General features: G+C 68.3%; 13 protein-coding genes and 1 riboswitch. Of the genes, 8 read left to right on the forward strand and 5 right to left on the reverse strand.

Features of this window, described 5'->3' with window-relative positions:
* The 7 genes from ABJF88_14330 to ABJF88_14360 form a co-directional block, all read left to right on the forward strand.
* The coding region (locus tag ABJF88_14330) for a transposase (protein MEP0548109.1) at positions 1-319 on the forward strand (319 nt) is incomplete at its 5' end.
* Positions 320-945: 626 nt separating this feature from the next.
* Positions 946-3,204: a TonB-dependent receptor gene (locus ABJF88_14335; protein ID MEP0548110.1), complete on the forward strand. Its 2,259-nt coding sequence runs from the start codon at positions 946-948 to the stop codon at positions 3,202-3,204.
* 679 nt (positions 3,205-3,883) lie between these two features.
* Positions 3,884-6,382, forward strand: a complete 2,499-nt coding sequence (locus ABJF88_14340) for a heavy metal translocating P-type ATPase (GenBank protein MEP0548111.1) — start codon at positions 3,884-3,886, stop codon at positions 6,380-6,382.
* A gap of 37 nt (positions 6,383-6,419) precedes the next feature.
* A riboswitch (TPP riboswitch) is annotated at positions 6,420-6,516 on the forward strand.
* 52 nt (positions 6,517-6,568) lie between these two features.
* Positions 6,569-8,500: a phosphomethylpyrimidine synthase ThiC gene (gene thiC / locus ABJF88_14345; protein ID MEP0548112.1), complete on the forward strand. Its 1,932-nt coding sequence runs from the start codon at positions 6,569-6,571 to the stop codon at positions 8,498-8,500.
* Between the two features lie 42 nt (positions 8,501-8,542).
* Positions 8,543-9,940 carry an Eco57I restriction-modification methylase domain-containing protein gene (locus ABJF88_14350; protein ID MEP0548113.1) on the forward strand — a complete coding sequence of 466 codons (1,398 nt, stop codon included), beginning with the start codon at positions 8,543-8,545 and terminating at the stop codon, positions 9,938-9,940.
* Between the two features lie 12 nt (positions 9,941-9,952).
* Positions 9,953-10,675, forward strand: a complete 723-nt coding sequence (locus tag ABJF88_14355; protein MEP0548114.1) for a hypothetical protein — start codon at positions 9,953-9,955, stop codon at positions 10,673-10,675.
* A 32-nt stretch (positions 10,676-10,707) separates the two neighbouring features.
* A complete protein-coding gene (locus ABJF88_14360; GenBank protein MEP0548115.1) occupies positions 10,708-10,842 on the forward strand; it encodes a hypothetical protein in 135 nt (44 codons plus the stop codon).
* Between the two features lie 58 nt (positions 10,843-10,900).
* Here ABJF88_14360 and ABJF88_14365 read toward each other — a convergent pair whose 3' ends face one another.
* Both ABJF88_14365 and ABJF88_14370 read right to left on the reverse strand, forming a co-directional pair.
* Positions 10,901-12,346 carry an RtcB family protein gene (locus tag ABJF88_14365; GenBank protein ID MEP0548116.1) on the reverse strand — a complete coding sequence of 482 codons (1,446 nt, stop codon included), beginning with the start codon at positions 12,344-12,346 and terminating at the stop codon, positions 10,901-10,903.
* A gap of 337 nt (positions 12,347-12,683) precedes the next feature.
* Complete coding sequence (locus ABJF88_14370) at positions 12,684-13,991, reverse strand: FlgD immunoglobulin-like domain containing protein (GenBank protein ID MEP0548117.1); 1,308 nt, start codon at positions 13,989-13,991, stop codon at positions 12,684-12,686.
* Between the two features lie 148 nt (positions 13,992-14,139).
* Here ABJF88_14370 and ABJF88_14375 point away from each other — a divergent pair, with 148 nt between their 5' ends.
* Entirely contained in the window at positions 14,140-15,081 is a 942-nt protein-coding gene (locus ABJF88_14375) for a metallophosphoesterase (protein MEP0548118.1), read from the forward strand.
* Between the two features lie 25 nt (positions 15,082-15,106).
* Here the strand turns inward: ABJF88_14375 and ABJF88_14380 are convergent, their stop codons facing one another.
* The 3 genes from ABJF88_14380 to ABJF88_14390 form a co-directional block, all read right to left on the reverse strand.
* Positions 15,107-15,589 carry a hypothetical protein gene (locus ABJF88_14380; protein MEP0548119.1) on the reverse strand — a complete coding sequence of 161 codons (483 nt, stop codon included), beginning with the start codon at positions 15,587-15,589 and terminating at the stop codon, positions 15,107-15,109.
* A 127-nt stretch (positions 15,590-15,716) separates the two neighbouring features.
* Positions 15,717-16,226: an HNH endonuclease gene (locus ABJF88_14385; protein MEP0548120.1), complete on the reverse strand. Its 510-nt coding sequence runs from the start codon at positions 16,224-16,226 to the stop codon at positions 15,717-15,719.
* Between the two features lie 249 nt (positions 16,227-16,475).
* Complete coding sequence (locus tag ABJF88_14390) at positions 16,476-16,928, reverse strand: DUF2147 domain-containing protein (GenBank protein ID MEP0548121.1); 453 nt, start codon at positions 16,926-16,928, stop codon at positions 16,476-16,478.
* Between the last annotated feature and the right edge of the window lie 65 nt (positions 16,929-16,993).

A 16,993-nucleotide genomic window follows, 5' to 3' on the forward strand; every position in this document is an offset into this window, starting at 1 on the left:
GCAGCGCGGCGACGTCACGCAGGCGGCGGCGCTCCTGGAGGGGTTGGCTCCCCGTGCCGTCGTGGCGGACACGGCCTACGACGCCGGCCACCTCGTACGCCGGATCGCGCTCTGCGGGGCGGAGGTGGTGATCCCGTCGAATCCGTCGCGGAGCCTCAAGCGGGGCTTCGACCGTACGCTCTACGCGGAGCGGAACCAGATCGAGCGGTACTTCGGCCGGCTCAAGCACTACCGGCGGATCGCGACGCGCTACGAGAAGACGGGGCGGAACTACCTCGCCTTCGTGCAGCTCGTCTCGACCCTCACCCTACTCCGTTGATTGTCCACACGACCTAGCTACACGCCCAGTGTGGTACGAACTCGGGGCCCCTCCGCGGTCGCCTCGTCTGCGAGGGAGGGATAGCACACCGATTCTTAACCTCAGCACCGGTGGCGTGGGTTGTGCCGCCCTCCGTGGGAGGCGATCTTCGGCGTCGTGGTCTTCCTCGTCCTCATAGCGCTCGCCCTCCTCGCCCCCGCGCTCGACGCCGGCGATGGCTGCTGCACGATCGCCCCCGATGGGATCCACGCGGTCGACGGGGATGCTACCGTCTCCAGCCCTTCGGATATGGAACCGGTACGCGAGGAGCCCTGCGATTCGCGCTGCCCACCAGGAGACGGCTGCTGCGCGGTGTGCGTCGGGTGTTGCAAGACGGCCCTTCGCTCTGCACCTCCCTGCGACGCCACCCGGGCCAGCTCTCCAGATGCGGTGCCCCTCGTCACCTCTCCCCTCTCCGCCACCGATCCCGGCCGCTCCATCTGGCATCCACCCCGTGGCTGACGATCGTCGCCTCGCCGACGTTCGCGCCCGCTGAGCGGGCTTCGCCCACGCCATTTCTGCCAGACCTATCCGCTATCGCGTCGCCCTCCGGGTGCACGCCGGTACTGCGGACCAGCCACGGATCCATGCCTCTTCGTTTCCCTCAGGCCCTCCTTCGGCCTGCCCTCCTCGCGCTCGCCCTCTGCGGACTGCTCGCCACGACGGCCCCCGCCGCTGCCCAGCACACCCTCCTCGTCCGCGTCACCGACGAGCACACCGGCAACCCGCTGCCCGGCGCGAGCGTCGTGCTCGACGGAACGGCGGCGGGCGCCGCCACGGGAGCCGACGGCCTCGCCACCGTGACGGGCATCCCGGACGGTGAGCAAGCCTTCACCGTCTCCTTCGTCGGCTTCGAGCCGGCGCAGTTCACGCTCTCGTTCCCCCGGCCCGAGCCCGAGGCCCTCGTCGAGGTCGCACTGGAGGAAGAGCACGACGACCTCGGCGAGGTCGTGGTCGGGGCGACGCGGACGAGTCGGACGATGGCGGAGATCCCCACGCGCGTAGAGACGATTGCCGGCGAGGAGATCGACGAGAAGATCTCGATGGACCCGTCGAACATCTCGATGCTGCTGAACGAGTCGCCCGGCATCGTCGTGCAGCAGACGTCGGCCGTCTCCGGCAACGCCTCGATCCGCATCCAGGGCCTCGATGGCCGCTACACGCAGCTCCTCAAAGACGGCTTCCCCCTCTACGGCGGGTTCTCCGGCGGGCTCTCCCTCCTCCAGGTCCCGCCGCTCGACCTCCGCCAGGTCGAGATCATCAAGGGCCCGGCCTCGACGCTCTACGGCGGCGACGCGATCGCCGGTCTCGTCAACCTCGTCTCGAAGACGCCGAGCGAGGAGGCGGAACGCTCCCTCCTCCTCAACGCGACGAGCGCGGGCGGCTTCGACGCGGGCGCCTTCCTTGCCGAACGCGTTGGGCGCTTCGGCTACACGCTCCTCGCCTCGGGCAACCTCCAGCAAGCCTACGATGGCGACGGCGACGCCTTCACCAACATCCCCCGCACGCGCCGCGCGACCGCCGCGCCGCGTCTCTACTACTACCCCTCGGAGACGACGACGGTGTGGGTCGGCCTCGCGGGCACCGTGGAAGAGCGTGAGGGTGGCGACGTCGCCGTCATCGATGGGGACGACGTGGACGGAGCCACCTTCGTCGAGCGAAGCGAGAGCCGGCGGCTCACGTCGCAGGCCCGGCTCGACCACGCCCTCTCGGAACGGACGACGCTCACGCTGAAGCAGAGCACGAGCCTGTTCGACCGCAGCGTGGAACTGCCGGGCTACCGGTTCGAGGGGACGCAGACGGCCACCTACGCCGAGGCCTCAGGCCTCTTCCGCCTCGGCGCTCACGACCTCGTCGCCGGACTCGACCTCCGCACCGACGCCTTCGACCAGGACCCCACGGACGAAGCAGGACCTGACGCGGAACTGGATTACGCGCACCTCACCGCCGGGGCCTTCGTGCAAGACACGTGGGACGTGGCGGACCGGCTCGCCGTCGAGCTCGGACTCCGGGGCGACGTTCACGACGAGTACGGCTTCTTCGCGCTCCCCCGCGCCTCGGCGCTCTACCGCATCACGGAGCGCGTCAGCGCCCGCCTCACCGGCGGGCTGGGCTATAAAGCGCCGACGGTGTTCCTCGAACCGTCGGAGGAGCGGGCGTTCGCCGGCGTCCTCCCCCTCGGCGACGACGTAGACGCGGAGACCTCGTACGGCGGCACGTTCGACATAAACGTGGAGACGGTCCTCTTCGACCGCGTCTCGCTCTCGCTCAACCAGGCGCTCTACCTCACGCGGCTCGACGACGCGCTCGTACCGGTCGTCGAGATTGGCCGAGAGGGCCCGGCCGATGGCCTGCTCCGGTACCGGAACGCGGGCGGCCCCGTCCGCACGCAGGGGCTCGAAACGAACGCCCGGTTCGGCCTCGGCGACTTCAAGCTGTTCCTCGGCTACGTCTACCTCGACGCGACGACGACCGACCGCGGCGGCGTCCGCGACGCCGCCGGCGACGAGCGGACCCGGCTCGCCCTCACGCCCGAGCACAAGACATACACCGTGCTCGTGTGGGAGCAGCACGGGCGCGGCCGCGTCGGGTTGGAAGCGTACTACACCGGCCCGCAGCGGCTCTCCGACGGCGAGCGCGTGCCGGGCTACTGGATCACCGGCGTCATGGCCGAGTGGCGGGTGGGACCGGCCCGCCTCTTCCTCAACTTCGAGAACTTCCTCGACACGCAGCAGACGAACTACGATCCCGTCGTGCTCGGCCCACGGGCCACGCCGACCTTCGCCGAGGTGTGGGCGCCGACGGACGGGTTCGTCGTCAACGGCGGCGTGAAATATGAGTTCTAATGGCGCTGGACCTCGGGGCGCCAAGGGGTTCGAGGGCGGCTGCGACGAATTTCCGCATGGAAATTTCCGCATGGAAATGCGCTGGCACACTTACCTGAACCTCCGCCGTGACGATAACCCAGACTCCACCATCGCACCGAAATTCTTCTTTCCCGACATCATCACTGAAGACAAAGTCGTACGCCGACGTGGCTCCTTTGGAGCGGATGATTGGCAAGAGTGAGTTATGTGTGGAGGGTGGAACCGCCCCATCAAATCCGGTTATTATGCGCTCTGTCATTACGCTTATGATCGAGCGCACCACCACGCCTCTATGTGCCCCGAAAGCAATAGCCCAGCAGTAGATCGGCCCCAAGAAAGACAGCCTCTCACGTTCAGCATGTACGGCTTCGACCCGTATCCGTGGGAGCGTGACCGGATCCATCGGTACTCCGTCAACCGCCCGCTGTGGTGGCGGATGTGGCTCCGATTCCGGGAATTTGGTGCTCAGGTAGGGATCTCGTAGGACGGACGCGGGGGCGAACATACCCGATGCGCCCCCTGTGGTTATCGAAGTCAGGATGCGGAGGCCCCCTTCCGACCGGCCGCGTTATGTTGAGGGCGTAGCTCTACCTCCCTCCCCTCCCGCCCGGGCGCGCCGACCGATGATCGGAGCGTCTGCTCGGAGCCGCACGCCGCCATGTCGGAGACCTTCCGTCTCGATCTCCCCGTCCTCCTCCCGGACATCCCCGACGAGCGCGATGCCTGCGTGGCTCGCCTCACCGACGAGCTCGCGGCCACGGAAGGCGTCGAGCGCGCCCACGTCCTCCCGGCGGAGAACGGCGTGCCCGCTCGGGTCTGCATCCACTACGACCCCGGTGCCGTCGCCCTCCCCCGCATCCGCCGCATCGCCGAGCGGACCGGCGCCCGCATCACCGGGCGCTACGGCCACGTGCTGTGGGAGATTGACGGGCTCGCCCATCAGCGCCGCGCGCGCACGGTCGCCGAGCGACTGAAGCAGCAGCCGGGCGTCGTCGAGGCCGAGGCGAACGCGACCGGGCCGATCCGCATCGAGTTCGACCGCGAAGCCACCGATGAGGCCGCGCTCCGGCGCGCACTCGACGGGCTCGGCGTCACGGTCGCCGCCGCTGTGCCTGCCGAGCAGGCGGCGCTCCCCGGTCACCGCGACCACGAGGGACACGACCACGCGCCGGGCGAGCATCACGAACACGCAGGGGGCAGTGGGGCGCACGGCCACGCCCACGGCGGCATCTTCGGCGAGCGGACCGAGCTGATTTTCGCTGTCCTCTCCGGCGTCTGCGTCGTAACGGGGTGGCTGCTGGGGGCGCTCACCGAGATCGTCGCGTGGGTGCCGCTCGCCCTCTTCATCGGGGCGTATTTCTTCGGCGGGTGGTTCACCGTCCGCGAGGCCGTAGACTCGATTCGCGCCGGGCGGTTCGAGATCGACTTCCTCATGCTCGTCGCCGCGGCCGGGGCCGCCGCGCTCGGCGAGTGGTTCGAGGGCGCGCTGCTGCTCTTCCTCTTCTCGATCGGCCACGCGCTCGAAGGCTACGCGATGGGCCGCGCGCGGAAGGCCATCGAAGCCCTCGCCGACCTCGCCCCCGAAACGGCCTTCGTCCGCCGCGACGGCGCCGAGCGCGAGGTGCCCGTCGAGGAACTGCGCGTGGGCGACACGGTCGTCGTAAAGACGAACGAGCGGCTGCCCGCCGACGGGTTCGTCGTCAAGGGCGAGAGCGACGTGAACCAGGCGCCCGTCACCGGCGAGAGCGTGCCCGTGGACAAGCGGCCCGTGGACGATGCCGAGGCCGCGCTCGAAAACCCGCAGGCGCTCGCCGCCGACCATCGCGTCTTCGCCGGCACCATCAACGGGAGCGGCGCGCTCGAGGTCGTCGTAACGAAGACGGCGAGCGAGTCCACGCTCGCCCGCGTCGTCCAACTCGTGACGGAGGCCGAGACGGAGCGGTCGCCGACGCAGCGTTTCACCGACCGGTTCGAGCGGGTCTTCGTGCCCGCCGTGCTCGCCCTCGTCGTTCTGCTCCACTTCGCGTTCGTCGTCGTGGACGAGACCTTCGCCCAGTCATTCTACCGAGCGATGGCCGTGCTCGTCGCGGCCAGCCCGTGCGCGCTCGCGATCGCGACGCCAAGCGCCGTGCTTTCGGGCGTGGCGCGGGCCGGGCGCGGCGGCGTCCTCGTCAAAGGCGGCGGGCCGCTCGAAAACCTCGGCCAGCTCACGGCGATGGCCTTCGACAAAACCGGGACGCTTACGGAGGGCGCCCCGCGCGTGACGGACGTGGTGCCCGCCGAGGGCGCGACGGCCGAGGAGTTGCTTACGACTGCTGTCGCCGTCGAGCGGCTGAGCGACCACCCGCTCGCGAAAGCCGTCGTCCGGCACGGCGAGGCCGAGGGCGTCGCGTCCGCCGAAGCGCACGACCTCCAGAGCATCACCGGCCGCGGCATCCGCGCCGACCTCGGCGGCGACCCCGTGTTCATCGGGAAAGACGTCCTCTTCGCCGAAGTCCCCGGCCCGCCGCTCCCCGACGCCGTCCGGCAGACCGTCGAGCGGCTCGAAACCGAGGGTCGAACGACCTTCGTCGTCCGCCGGGGCGACCGCTACCTCGGCGTGGTGGGGCTGATGGATACGCCGCGCGAGGCGGCCGAAGAGACCATCGCCCGGCTCCGTGCTCTCGGCATCGAGCGCATGGTCATGATCTCCGGCGACAACCAGCGCGTGGCCGACGCCGTCGCGAGGGCCGTCGGGCTCGACGAGGCGCGCGGCGACCTCATGCCCGACGACAAAGTGGAGACGATCCGAGCCCTCGGCCGCGAGGCCAAGGTGGCGATGGTCGGCGACGGCGTCAACGACGCGCCCGCGATGGCGAACGCGACGGTCGGCATCGCGATGGGCGCGGCGGGCTCCGACGTCGCGCTCGAAACGGCCGACGTGGCGCTCATGTCCGACGACCTCCGGCACCTCCCGTTCGCCGTCGGGCTGAGCCGGAAGACGCGGGGCATCATCCGGCAGAACCTGTGGCTCAGCCTCGGGATGGTGGCGTTCCTCGTCCCGGCGACGATCTTCGGGCTCGGGATCGGCCCCGCGGTGGCGCTCCACGAGGGCAGCACGCTCATCGTCGTGTTCAACGCGCTCCGTCTCCTTGCGTACCGCGAGCCGCAGGGGTGAGCGTTGGCATCGGCCGGGCGGCGTCGTATGTTGGAGCCACGGAAGCCAGGGGTGCCCCGACGTGTCGGGGCTGAGAAAGACCCTTCGCACCTGATCCGGTTCGCACCGGCGTAGGGAGGCTTTCCGGTCTGCGGCTCCCGCGCGCTCCGGCTTCCGATCCATCCCGCCCGCCTTTCGGAAGCCGCCATGCCCCACGCGCCTGCCCCCTCCGCCGCCCTCCCCACCTCCGCCGCCGCCAAGCGCGCCGCCGACGCCCGCACCCACGACCGGCTCGACGAGCTCTCCGAAGAGGTCCGCCGCCCGTTCCCGCGCTCGAAGAAGGTCTACGTCGAGGGCACGCGCGGCATCCGCGTGCCGATGCGCGAAGTCGAGCTCAGCGACTCGCCGGGGAGCCATGGCGGCCAGCCGAACCCGCCGTTCCCGATCTACGACACGAGCGGCCCGTACACCGACCCCGACGCTGCGATCGACCTCCGGCGCGGTCTGGTGAGCGTGCGCGGCGCGTGGATCGAGGCGCGCGGCGACACCGAGCAGCTTCCCGGCCTGACGAGTGCCTTCGGCCGCGAGCGCGCCGCCGACGCCCGGACCGAGCACCTCCGGTTCGAGCACGTCCACGCCCCCCGCCGGGCGAAGGCCGGGCAGTGTGTCACGCAGCTCCACTACGCCCGGCGCGGCGAGATCACGCCCGAGATGGAGTACATCGCTATCCGCGAGAACCAGAAGCTCGACGCTCTCCGCGAGGCCGACCCGAGCATCTTCCACCAGCATCCGGGCCAGCCGTGGGGCGCCAAGATCCCCGACGTCATCACGCCCGAGTTTGTCCGCGACGAGGTCGCGCGGGGCCGCGCCATCATCCCGGCGAACATCAACCACCCCGAGCTCGAGCCGATGATCATCGGGCGGAACTTCCTCGTGAAGATCAACGCCAACATGGGCAACAGCGCCGTCACGTCGAGCATCGCGGAGGAGGTCGAGAAACTCGTTTGGGCGATCCGCTGGGGCGCCGACACCGTGATGGACCTCTCTACCGGCGCGAATATCCACGAGACGCGGGAGTGGATGCTCCGCAACTCGCCCGTCCCGATCGGCACGGTCCCGATCTATCAGGCGCTCGAAAAAGTCGGCGGCGTGCCCGAGGACCTCACGTGGGACCTCTTCCGCGACACGCTCGTCGAGCAGGCCGAGCAGGGCGTCGACTACTTCACGATCCACGCGGGCGTGCTCCTCCGCTTCGTCCCGCTCACGGCGAAGCGGCGGACCGGCATCGTCTCGCGCGGCGGCTCGATCATGGCGAAGTGGTGCCTCGCCCACCACAAAGAGAATTTCCTCCACACGCACTGGGACGAGATCTGCGAGATCATGGCCGCCTACGACGTCAGCTTCTCGATCGGCGACGGCCTCCGCCCCGGCTCGATCGAAGACGCGAACGACGACGCGCAGTTCGCCGAGCTCTACGTGCAGGGCGAGCTGAACAAGAAGGCATGGGCGCACGACGTGCAGACGATGAACGAGGGCCCGGGCCACGTCCCGATGCACCTCATCCAGGAGAACATGACGAAGCAGCTCGACTGGTGCGGCGAGGCCCCGTTCTACACGCTCGGCCCGCTCACCACCGACATCGCCCCCGGCTACGACCACATCACGAGCGGCATCGGCGCGGCGATGATCGGGTGGTTCGGCTGCGCGATGCTGTGCTACGTCACCCCGAAAGAGCACCTCGGCCTCCCCGACCGCGACGACGTGCGCGAGGGCGTGATTACGTACAAAATCGCCGCCCACGCCGCCGACCTCGCAAAAGGCCACCCGGGTGCGCAGGCCCGCGACAACGCGCTCTCCAAGGCCCGATTCGAGTTCCGCTGGGAGGACCAGTTCAACCTCGGCCTCGACCCCGAGAAGGCCTGCGCTTTCCACGACGAGACGCTCCCGAAGGACTCGGCCAAAGTCGCCCACTTCTGCTCGATGTGCGGGCCGAAGTTCTGCTCGATGAAGATCACCCAGGACGTCCGCGACTACGCCGAGGAGCACGGCGTCGACGTCGAGGCCGCGATTCCGGAGGGCATGCGCGCCAAAGCTGAGCAGTTCCGCGACGGCGGCGGCGAACTGTATCAGGAGGTGTAGCCGTGCCCCGTATCTTGCGGGACCGATAGACTCCCGCCCCCGATGAAAGGATTCGTCCCAACCCCGCCCCCCGTAGTCGACGACATGGTGGCCCGGCTATTCGCCGACGCCCCGCCGTCGCCCGAACACCTCCTTCTCGACCCGGGGTGCGGCGAGGGCGAGTTCGTCGAGGGCGTGCTGCGGTGGTGCCAGCAGCATGCCTCCCCGCCGCCTCGCCTGCTAGGGGTTGAGGTGCATCCGGGCCGAGCGGCCGAGGCACGCAGCCGTTTCGCTGGCGAGCCGAGCGTGGAGATTGTCGAGGCGGATTTCTTGGAGTGGGCGGGGCCTGCCGCCGACTACGTCGTCGGGAACCCTCCGTACGTTCCGATCACGCAACTCACCGAGCGTGAGAAAGCACGCTACCGCGAACACTTCGCCACGGCTTCCGGCCGCTTCGATTTGTACGGGTTGTTCTTCGAGCAAGCGCTCCGCCTCCTCAGCGAGAACGGGCGCCTCGTGTTCATCACGCCGGAGAAGTACCTCTCCGTCGGTGCTGCAAAACCGCTGCGCAAGATGCTCGCACACCGCACTGTCAGCGAGGTGGTCTTGCTCAGCGAGGACACCTTTTCCGGTCTCGTAACATACCCCGCAGTAACGGTCGTCGATGCCGTCCCGTCGGCCGAACCCACGCGCGTGACCCTGCGAGACGGCTCCTCACGGTTCGTTACGTTCCCGAAGGATGGGTCTTCCGTCAACGCCTTGATCCACGGCGCGGACAAGACAGCATCCCGCCTCACGCTCGCTGACGTGACCCGCCGTATCAGTTGCGGCGTTGCCACCGGAGCAGACCGCGTGTTCGTGCAGCCTCTCGATGCGCTCCCGCCACACCTGCAGCCGTATGCGTACCCAACGCTCGCCGGGCGCCAGCTCGAGCCCGAGGCTGAGCCCGTGCCTTCGGACGTGATGCTCGTACCCTACGATCGTCAAGGCGCGTTGCTTGCCCCCGACCATCTAGGGGACCTCGGCGCCTACCTCGCCGAGCCGAGCCGGAAGGAAACCCTCTTACGCCGCACGTGCGTCCGGCGCAAACCGTGGTATGCCTTCCACGAAACCCCACCGATGGCCGACCTGCTGAGGCCGAAACTCCTCTGTAAAGACATCGCGCCCGAGCCTCACTTCTGGATTGACCGCGCGGGGACCATTGTCCCTCGTCACTCCACTTACTACATCGTGCCGCGAGATGCCAGCCACCTCGACCTGCTCGCCGAGGTACTCAACAGCGCGGCGACGTCAAAGTGGCTAATGGCGCACGCCCAACCGGCAGCGAACGGGTACCGGAGGCTGCAGAGTTCTGTCTTGAAACGGATTCCCTTCCCCGATGCGCTGATCTCTCGCTTGGTCGGCCCTCTCGAAGCAAGTCGCCAGGACGCCCGTCAATCGGCGCTCTCGCTCACGTCCTAGCCCGTGCCTCGAATGGACTCCGTTGACACCCTTCTGAAGCACGCGCTCGATGCGCTCGCGTCAAAGGAGGGGTACGCCAAGCGTAAGCAAGCCTACTCCCAAGAAATGTCGGCTGCGATTGCCTCTGCCTTTTCCGAAGCGGTGCGACAACGTGGGATGCGCGAGGCGCTCCCTGCTCCCCCGGGATCGGACGGTCCCTCCGGCTCCGAGCGGCGCATGGCCGGCGGGATCGGCGCCAAGAAGGTGGATGTAACGTGGGCTACGGAGGAGTGCGGGCTCATCTTCTCGATCTCCGTCAAAACGATCAATTGGCGTGACGCCCGCTCCGGCAACTTCCAGAAAAACCTTACCAACAGGCGCGGCGACCTCCTCTTCGAAGCTGTCACGCTGCACCGACGGTTCCCGTACGCAGTCGTACTGGGATTTCTCTTTTTGGACGTAGGTGCACTGAGAGACGGCACGGACCTCCGCAACTCGACGTTCCACAACGCGCACCAACGCTTGAAGCTGTTCACAGGACGCGACGATCCCGGAGACCGCGAAGAGCAATTCGAGCGACTCTACATCGTTCTCGTGGACGCCGACCCACAAGGGAGTCAAGCGACGTGCTACCACGTCGGCGATCCCGCAGAGCCCGTTTCATTCGAGCAAGCGTTTCACGAAGCCATCGTGCGCGTCGCCGAGAGGAACCCCGACTTCTACGAAGTCGACGACGGACGCATTACGCGCCTCTGACGCTCGCGCATCCCCTCGGCAATCTTCGCTCGATGAAGATCACCCAGGACGTCCGCGACTACGCCGAGGAGCACGGCGTCGACGTCGAAGCGGCGATTCCCGAGGGGATGCGCGAGCGCGCCGAGGCCTTCCGCGAGGGTGGCGGCGAGCTCTATCAAAAGGTGTAGCCCAGCGCACCCGCCGCGCCGGAAGAGGAGAATCCGGCGCGGCGGGCGCATGCTGGCCTTACCCCTCTGACTTCCCATCCGAGGCCATTAGCACGACCTCTGGGCGGAAGGCAGCGATGGGCTCGGCGAGATCGGCTTGTAGTGCGAGGACCTCGTCGATGTCTTTGTACGCCTGCGGCGCTTCGTCGAGGCCGCCGGCGAGGAGTTCGACGCCGCGCTCTTTGAGCCACGCATCGCGGGCGGCGCGGGGGATCTCGCGGAGGGCGTGCTTGCGTCCCATGCGCCGTCCGGCCCCATGACTGGCGCTACCGAGCGACGCAGCGGCCCCTCGCCCGCGGACGACGTACGACGGGTGGCCCTGCGAGCCGGGCACGACGCCGAGCACGCCTTCGTGCGCCGGCGTCGCGCCCTTCCGGTGTACGATGACCTCGCGCGTCTCGCCGTCGATCTCGTGCGTCTCCTTCCACGCGAAGTTGTGGTGGTTCTCCACGGCAACGACGCGCTCCAGCCCGAGCGACGCGGCCAGCGCCTCGTGCATCGTGTGGTGGCACGCCGAGGCGAACCGGCCGGCGAGGTTCATGCTCGTCCAGTATTCCTGCCCGAGCTCGGTGTCGAGTCCGAGCCACGCGAGCGACTGCAAGTCTTTGGGGAGCGGCGTCGCCTCGCGCGCCCACTTCGAGTACCGATCGGCGATGATGGCGCCCACGCCTCGGCTGCCAGAGTGCGTGAGGAGCGCGAAGTATGTCCCCGGTGCAACACCGAGCACCGAAGCGCCCGCCTCGTCCACCGCGAGCCGCCCCGCATCCACGAAGTGATTGCCCGTGCCGCTCGTGCCTAGCTGCGCATGCGCCTTGTCTTTCAGGCTCTGGAGCAGCGGCGTCGCCGCCCAATCGGGGTCGTCGAGGACGGCGTGCTGCCGCCGCTCCCCGGGCTGGAACCGCGCACCGATGCCGAACCGCGTCTCCCGACGGAGCGCGGCACGAAGCCGGTCACGCTGCGCTTCGTCGTCGAGGTAGCCAAGCGCGTCGGCGGGATAGACCGAGAGCATCATGCGGCAGGCGATGTCCACCCCGACCATGTACGGCGCGACGGCCCCGTCGAGAGCGACGACCCCGCCGATGGGGACGCCGTAGCCGATGTGCGCGTCGGGCATGAGCGCGCCGGCGACCGTCACGGGCAGCCGCATCGCGTCGCGAAGCTGCTCCACCGCTTGCGGGTCGATCAACTCGCGACCCCAGACCGGGGCGTCCAGCGGCTGGTCGCGCACGACCGGCGGCTCGGGCCGGTGGCGGTCGGCAAGCACGGCTTGCGCGAGGTCGAAGCCTTGCTCACGCGACGTGATGGAGGCGGGGTCCGAGTGGATACGGTCGAGGAGTGAGAGGGCGTCGGCGGCATCGAGGCCGGCGTCCGTCAGCTCCGCGTAGAGGGTGAGGGCGCGGCCAAGCAGCGGCCCCTCGAGCCATCCACGCGCCAGAAGCGCTGTTCCGTTCAGCGTGTCAGACATAATCAAATTGGGTTGGGACGCGGCGGTGAGCACGAAAAAACCCACCCCCGCGTCTGCAGGGATGGGCTCGTTCGAGAAGCGTCCGTTCGACGCCTACGACCTTCGTCCTCCCCTACGCTTCCGCTCGCCCATAAACGGGCGGTACCAGCGGTCGCTGACGACGGCCGGGCGCTCGACGGATAGGAGAAGGCGTTTGCGCATGGGGGCGAAACTACGGGGGTGGAGCACGAAGGATACGAACGTTGCACACGTTAGACAACACTACGCCGGTCTCTCGACGAGCCGCTTCGCCAACAGCGAACCGCAAGGGCAGCGAGCTTTCCCGACCAATCTTCGGCTACCTCAGAAGCGTCACGCGATGGGTGGCGATGCGGTCGCCCGCCGTCAGCCTGACGAGATAGACGCCGGACGCGAGCACGCGGCCGTCCTCGGCTCGCCCGTCCCACGTCGCCTCGTGAGGACCGGGCGGGCGGAAGCCCTGAGCAAGCGTTGCGACGCGGCGCCCGAGCACGTCGTGGACCTCGAGTGTCACATCGCCTGCCCGATCCGTCTCGTACTGGATCGTCGTCGCGGTAGCGAACGGGTTTGGGAAACTCGCTGTGATCGCCGCGACGGAGGCCGACGGTGTACCCTCGGCGTCGGTCGTCGTGGGCCGTGCCAGGGTGTAGATCCGATGCCCCATCGCGTAGCCGAGCGTGTCGCCGAAGAACTCGAAGCGGTTGATGCTGCCGTCGAGCGCGAGCGGCGACCACGTGGTACCGCCGTCCGTCGTCACCGACGTCATGCCGCGCCCGCTCGCCCAGCCGACGTTCTCGGTGATGAAGCCGAGGCCCTGCAGGTCATTGCTGCCGGGGATCGTGCGCACGCTCCACGTCACGCCCGCATCCGTCGTTTTCAGAACCTTCGCGGGATCGCCGTTGCCCTCGATCGAGACGTAGCCCGTCGTCGGCGTTGGGAAAGTGATCTTCCAGCTCCACTCCCCGCTTTCTCTGATAGGGCTCGTGTAGCGGACGGACCACGTGTCGCCCCCGTCCTCGGTCAGGAGCACGACAGCGCGGCTGTTCGCCCCCGCGCCATCCGTCCCGCCGACGGCGATCCCTCGCTCCTCGTCCCAGAAATAAACGTCGACGAGCGAGCCGACGTACTCCGACATCGAACGCGACGTCCACGTCTGCCCGCCGTCCGTCGTCTTGACGAAGTGCGCGGGTCCGGCATACCAGCCAACGCCGTAGATCACGTCTTCATTGACGGCCCAGAGCCCGCAGATCCCCGACGGCACCGGCCCATCGATGCGATCCGTGATGTCGGTGAACGTCGCGCCGTCCGTGGTCTCGTAGAGCACGTTGCTCTGGTTGAGCGTGCCGACGAATCCGTGCTGCTCGTTGACGAAGACGGTAGCGCGGAGGTACGCCGGAACTTGGTCGAGGAAGGTCCAGCTCGTGCCGCCGTCCGTCGTTCCCCAGATCTCGCCGTCGGGGTTGACGATCCACCCGGTCTCAGGGTCGAGGAAGCTGCCGTCCTCGAAGCGGTAGCCGTGGAAGGGCGAGGCGTCGAGCAGCGACCACGTGCCAGCCCCCGCTTGGGCGACGGCAGGCGGGCCTACGGCGAGGGCGACGAGGAGAACGAGAGCGGAGTGGGTGCGCATGGGAGGCAGGGTCAGGAAATAAACGGGGCAGGATACGGCCCGCCGCTCACGGATACAATCCAAACGGGATTCCCCAGATCGCCGGATCAGTGTAGCCACTTATCGTGTTGACCTTACATCCCTTCTCCCATCTCCCATCTTACGTCCCATGTTCAAGTCGATCGGCGGCGGCCTCCTCGCGCTTCTCCTCCTCCACATCATCTGGAGCTTCGCGGTGGAGCCGCGCCTCCTCCTCGACACGCAGGAGCACGAGGCCGAGGTCCCGAACCTCCCGGCGTCGTGGGAGGGCCAGCGGGTCGCCCTCCTCGCCGACTTCCAGGTCGGGATGTGGTGGGACAACACGGGGATGATCGAGGAAGCCGTCGAAGAAACGATCGAAGCGCAGCCGGCCCTCGTCCTCATCGCGGGTGACTTCGTCTACAAACCCGACTCGGCGAAGGTGCGCGAAGCCGTCGCCCTCGTCCGCCCCCTCGCTGAGGCCGGCATTCCGACTTACGCCGTGCTCGGCAACCACGACTACTCGATGATGAAGGAGTCGAGCGAGAAGCGGCCTGCGATGGCACGATTCCTCGCGTCGGAGCTCGAATCCGCCGGGATCGACGTGTTGGAGAACGAGGTCGTAGAGGCAGTGCGGGACGGTGGCGCGCTGCACGTCGTCGGTGTCGGATCGGCGTGGGCGGAGGAGGCGCGGCCGGCGGCAGCACTAGGGACGGTGCCCGACGGCGCAGCCCGCGTGGTCTTCATGCACAACCCGGTCTCGTTCCGCGAGCTCCCTGCGCAACAGGCGCCGCTCGTGCTCACGGCGCACACGCACGGCGGACAGCTCCGCCTCCCGTTCACCCCGGCCAACAGCTGGCTTGACATCGCCCGCGACCGCGAGGTGATCGCCGACGGGTGGGCGTCGACCTCCATCGGCGCGCCCGGCAATCGGGCGTACGTCAACCGCGGCATCGGCTTCAGCCTCGTCCCTGCCCGCCTCTTCTGCCGCCCCGAGCTGACCGTCTTCACGCTGCGCGCGAGCGAGGACACCCTGCCCCAGCGAGGACCGCAGGCCGGCGACGGCTCGGCCCCGGCCCGGCCGCTCGGATGAGAGCAAGCGCGAGTCCAGCGTATCGCTACGGTAGCGCCACGTTCGCCGGGTCGCCGTGCTGGCTGAGGAACCGGTTCCACCCCCGCACCATCACCGCGAGGCCGATGGCGCCGATCAGCGACATCGCCGCGAAGCTCAGCGAGAGGATCCACTGCGGCCGTTTGTAGGGCTCCAGCACGATCTGACCGTGGCCCGGCCGGGCGAGCACGGTGATCTGCTTCAGCTCCCGCGCCTCGATGCTCTTCAGGAACGTCAGCGGCATCTCGACGGTCCGCTCGACGGCGACGGTCTCGCCCGGCGGCACGTAGCGCAGGAGTACCTGCCCGAGCGTGATCTCCGACCGCTCCGTAGTCTCGATGCCGAGGACGTCGGCCTGCACCGGCACGCCGTCCGTCGCAGCCCCGTGCTGTTCGAAGCCGGCCCAGAGCAGGTAGACGGCAATCGCGAGGAGCAAGGCCGGGAGCGCCCACAGCAACCGGGCGACGAGCGGGTTCGAGAGGAAGTTCATGTGCGTGATCCGTGACGAGTGAGCGCAAAGGCGAAGCAGGTGCTCGGTTCCGTAGTCACGTAGCACGCATCACGAATCAACCCGTTCGCGTCTTCGATCGCCCTCGCCAAATCCTCACGCCCCGCTACTACGCCAGGAAGAGGTACGGCTTCCACTGCTCGTCGAGACGGCCGATGAAGTCACGGATGAACATGACGTGGCTCGGGCGGAAGGGCTTGCGGAGGAGCGGCATCGCCGCCTCCTCAGGCGTCCGGTTCCCCTTCCGGTTATTGCACGGCACACACGCCGCGACGAGGTTCTCCCACGTGTCCTTCCCCCCGCGTGACTTCGGGAGGACGTGGTCGATCGTGAGGCGGTCGTTGCTGCGGCAGTACTGGCAGCGGTGGCGGTCGCGGCGAAGGACGTTCTTCCGCGAGAGCATGATCCGCTTGTAGGGGACGTGGACGTAGACCTTGAGCCGGACGATGCTCGGCCACGGGTGCTGCGCCCGCGCCGAGTGCAGCACCTGATCCTCGCGGGCGTGGACGAGCTCCACTTTGTGCAGCCACAGCAGCACGACGGCCCGCTCCACGCTGCACACGCTGAGGGCGCGGTAGTCCTGGTTCAGGACGAGGACGTGTCCGCCGAGGGCGCTCATGGCTCCCTCCCACCGGGCGAAGCCGGGCGCTGGCGGACGGCGCAGATGTCTGACGCTGGGGTTGGGAAGACGCTCTGGGGTCTGGCCGGGGACGCGGAACCGGTCGGGGGCAACCCCCGGCGGACTCCGGTCCGGGACGTGCGATGCGGGTTCGAGGCCTTGCGTGCGGGAGTATACAAAAAAGACGGCCTGCGCAACAGGCACGCAGGCCGCCCTAATGAGGCTACGGGATACCGCGAGCGGGCGCGGTTACGACGTCACGCGGTACCACGTCTGCGTCCGGCCGAGCGAGCTCCCCATCAGCGGGACCTTGATAAAGCCGCGCACTTCGAGCGTGTTCGCGTCCTTCAGCGACATCTTGGCGCTGTACGTCTTGCCGTTCTTCGGGTCGGTGATGGAACCGTCCTCCCACTCGTCGCCGTCGCGCTCCATGCCCTTGACGATCACGGCCCCGACGAGGTTCTTGTTCTCGTACTCCCCTTCGCAGATGTCGCAGATCGGCGACCGGCCCTCGGGGAGGATCTTGACGATCTTGCCGAAGAGCTCGCCGTCCTGCTCGTAAATCTCAACGACCGACTTCGGCTCGCCGGTTTCGTCGTCGATCGTCCGCCACATCCCGATCGGGCTCTGGGCTTGGGCCGCGGCGGAAAAGAAGAAGAGGGCCATCAGGGCGAAGAGGCCCGGTTTCAGCAGCTTGGTCATGTCGGGAAGGGGTTGGGAGTGTAGCGGATGCTGGTCGGCCTGTAGACCGGAGACATCCACGGCGG

The sequence above is a fragment of the Rhodothermales bacterium genome (genome assembly GCA_039944855.1).
GTDB lineage: Bacteria > Bacteroidota > Rhodothermia > Rhodothermales > JANQRZ01 > JBBSMX01.

Excerpts from the sequence above, each read along its gene's own strand:
- ABJF88_14365 (MEP0548116.1), bottom strand. The coding sequence starts at position 12,346 with ATGTCTGACACGCTGAACGGAACAGCGCTTCTGGCGCGTGGATGGCTC.
- ABJF88_14355 (MEP0548114.1), top strand. The coding sequence starts at position 9,953 with ATGGACTCCGTTGACACCCTTCTGAAGCACGCGCTCGATGCGCTCGCG.
- ABJF88_14370 (MEP0548117.1), bottom strand. The coding sequence starts at position 13,991 with ATGCGCACCCACTCCGCTCTCGTTCTCCTCGTCGCCCTCGCCGTAGGC.
- thiC (MEP0548112.1), top strand. The coding sequence starts at position 6,569 with ATGCCCCACGCGCCTGCCCCCTCCGCCGCCCTCCCCACCTCCGCCGCC.
- ABJF88_14390 (MEP0548121.1), bottom strand. The coding sequence starts at position 16,928 with ATGACCAAGCTGCTGAAACCGGGCCTCTTCGCCCTGATGGCCCTCTTC.
- ABJF88_14360 (MEP0548115.1), top strand. The coding sequence starts at position 10,708 with ATGAAGATCACCCAGGACGTCCGCGACTACGCCGAGGAGCACGGCGTC.
- ABJF88_14340 (MEP0548111.1), top strand. The coding sequence starts at position 3,884 with ATGTCGGAGACCTTCCGTCTCGATCTCCCCGTCCTCCTCCCGGACATC.
- ABJF88_14375 (MEP0548118.1), top strand. The coding sequence starts at position 14,140 with ATGTTCAAGTCGATCGGCGGCGGCCTCCTCGCGCTTCTCCTCCTCCAC.
- ABJF88_14350 (MEP0548113.1), top strand. The coding sequence starts at position 8,543 with ATGAAAGGATTCGTCCCAACCCCGCCCCCCGTAGTCGACGACATGGTG.
- ABJF88_14385 (MEP0548120.1), bottom strand. The coding sequence starts at position 16,226 with ATGAGCGCCCTCGGCGGACACGTCCTCGTCCTGAACCAGGACTACCGC.
- ABJF88_14335 (MEP0548110.1), top strand. The coding sequence starts at position 946 with ATGCCTCTTCGTTTCCCTCAGGCCCTCCTTCGGCCTGCCCTCCTCGCG.
- ABJF88_14380 (MEP0548119.1), bottom strand. The coding sequence starts at position 15,589 with ATGAACTTCCTCTCGAACCCGCTCGTCGCCCGGTTGCTGTGGGCGCTC.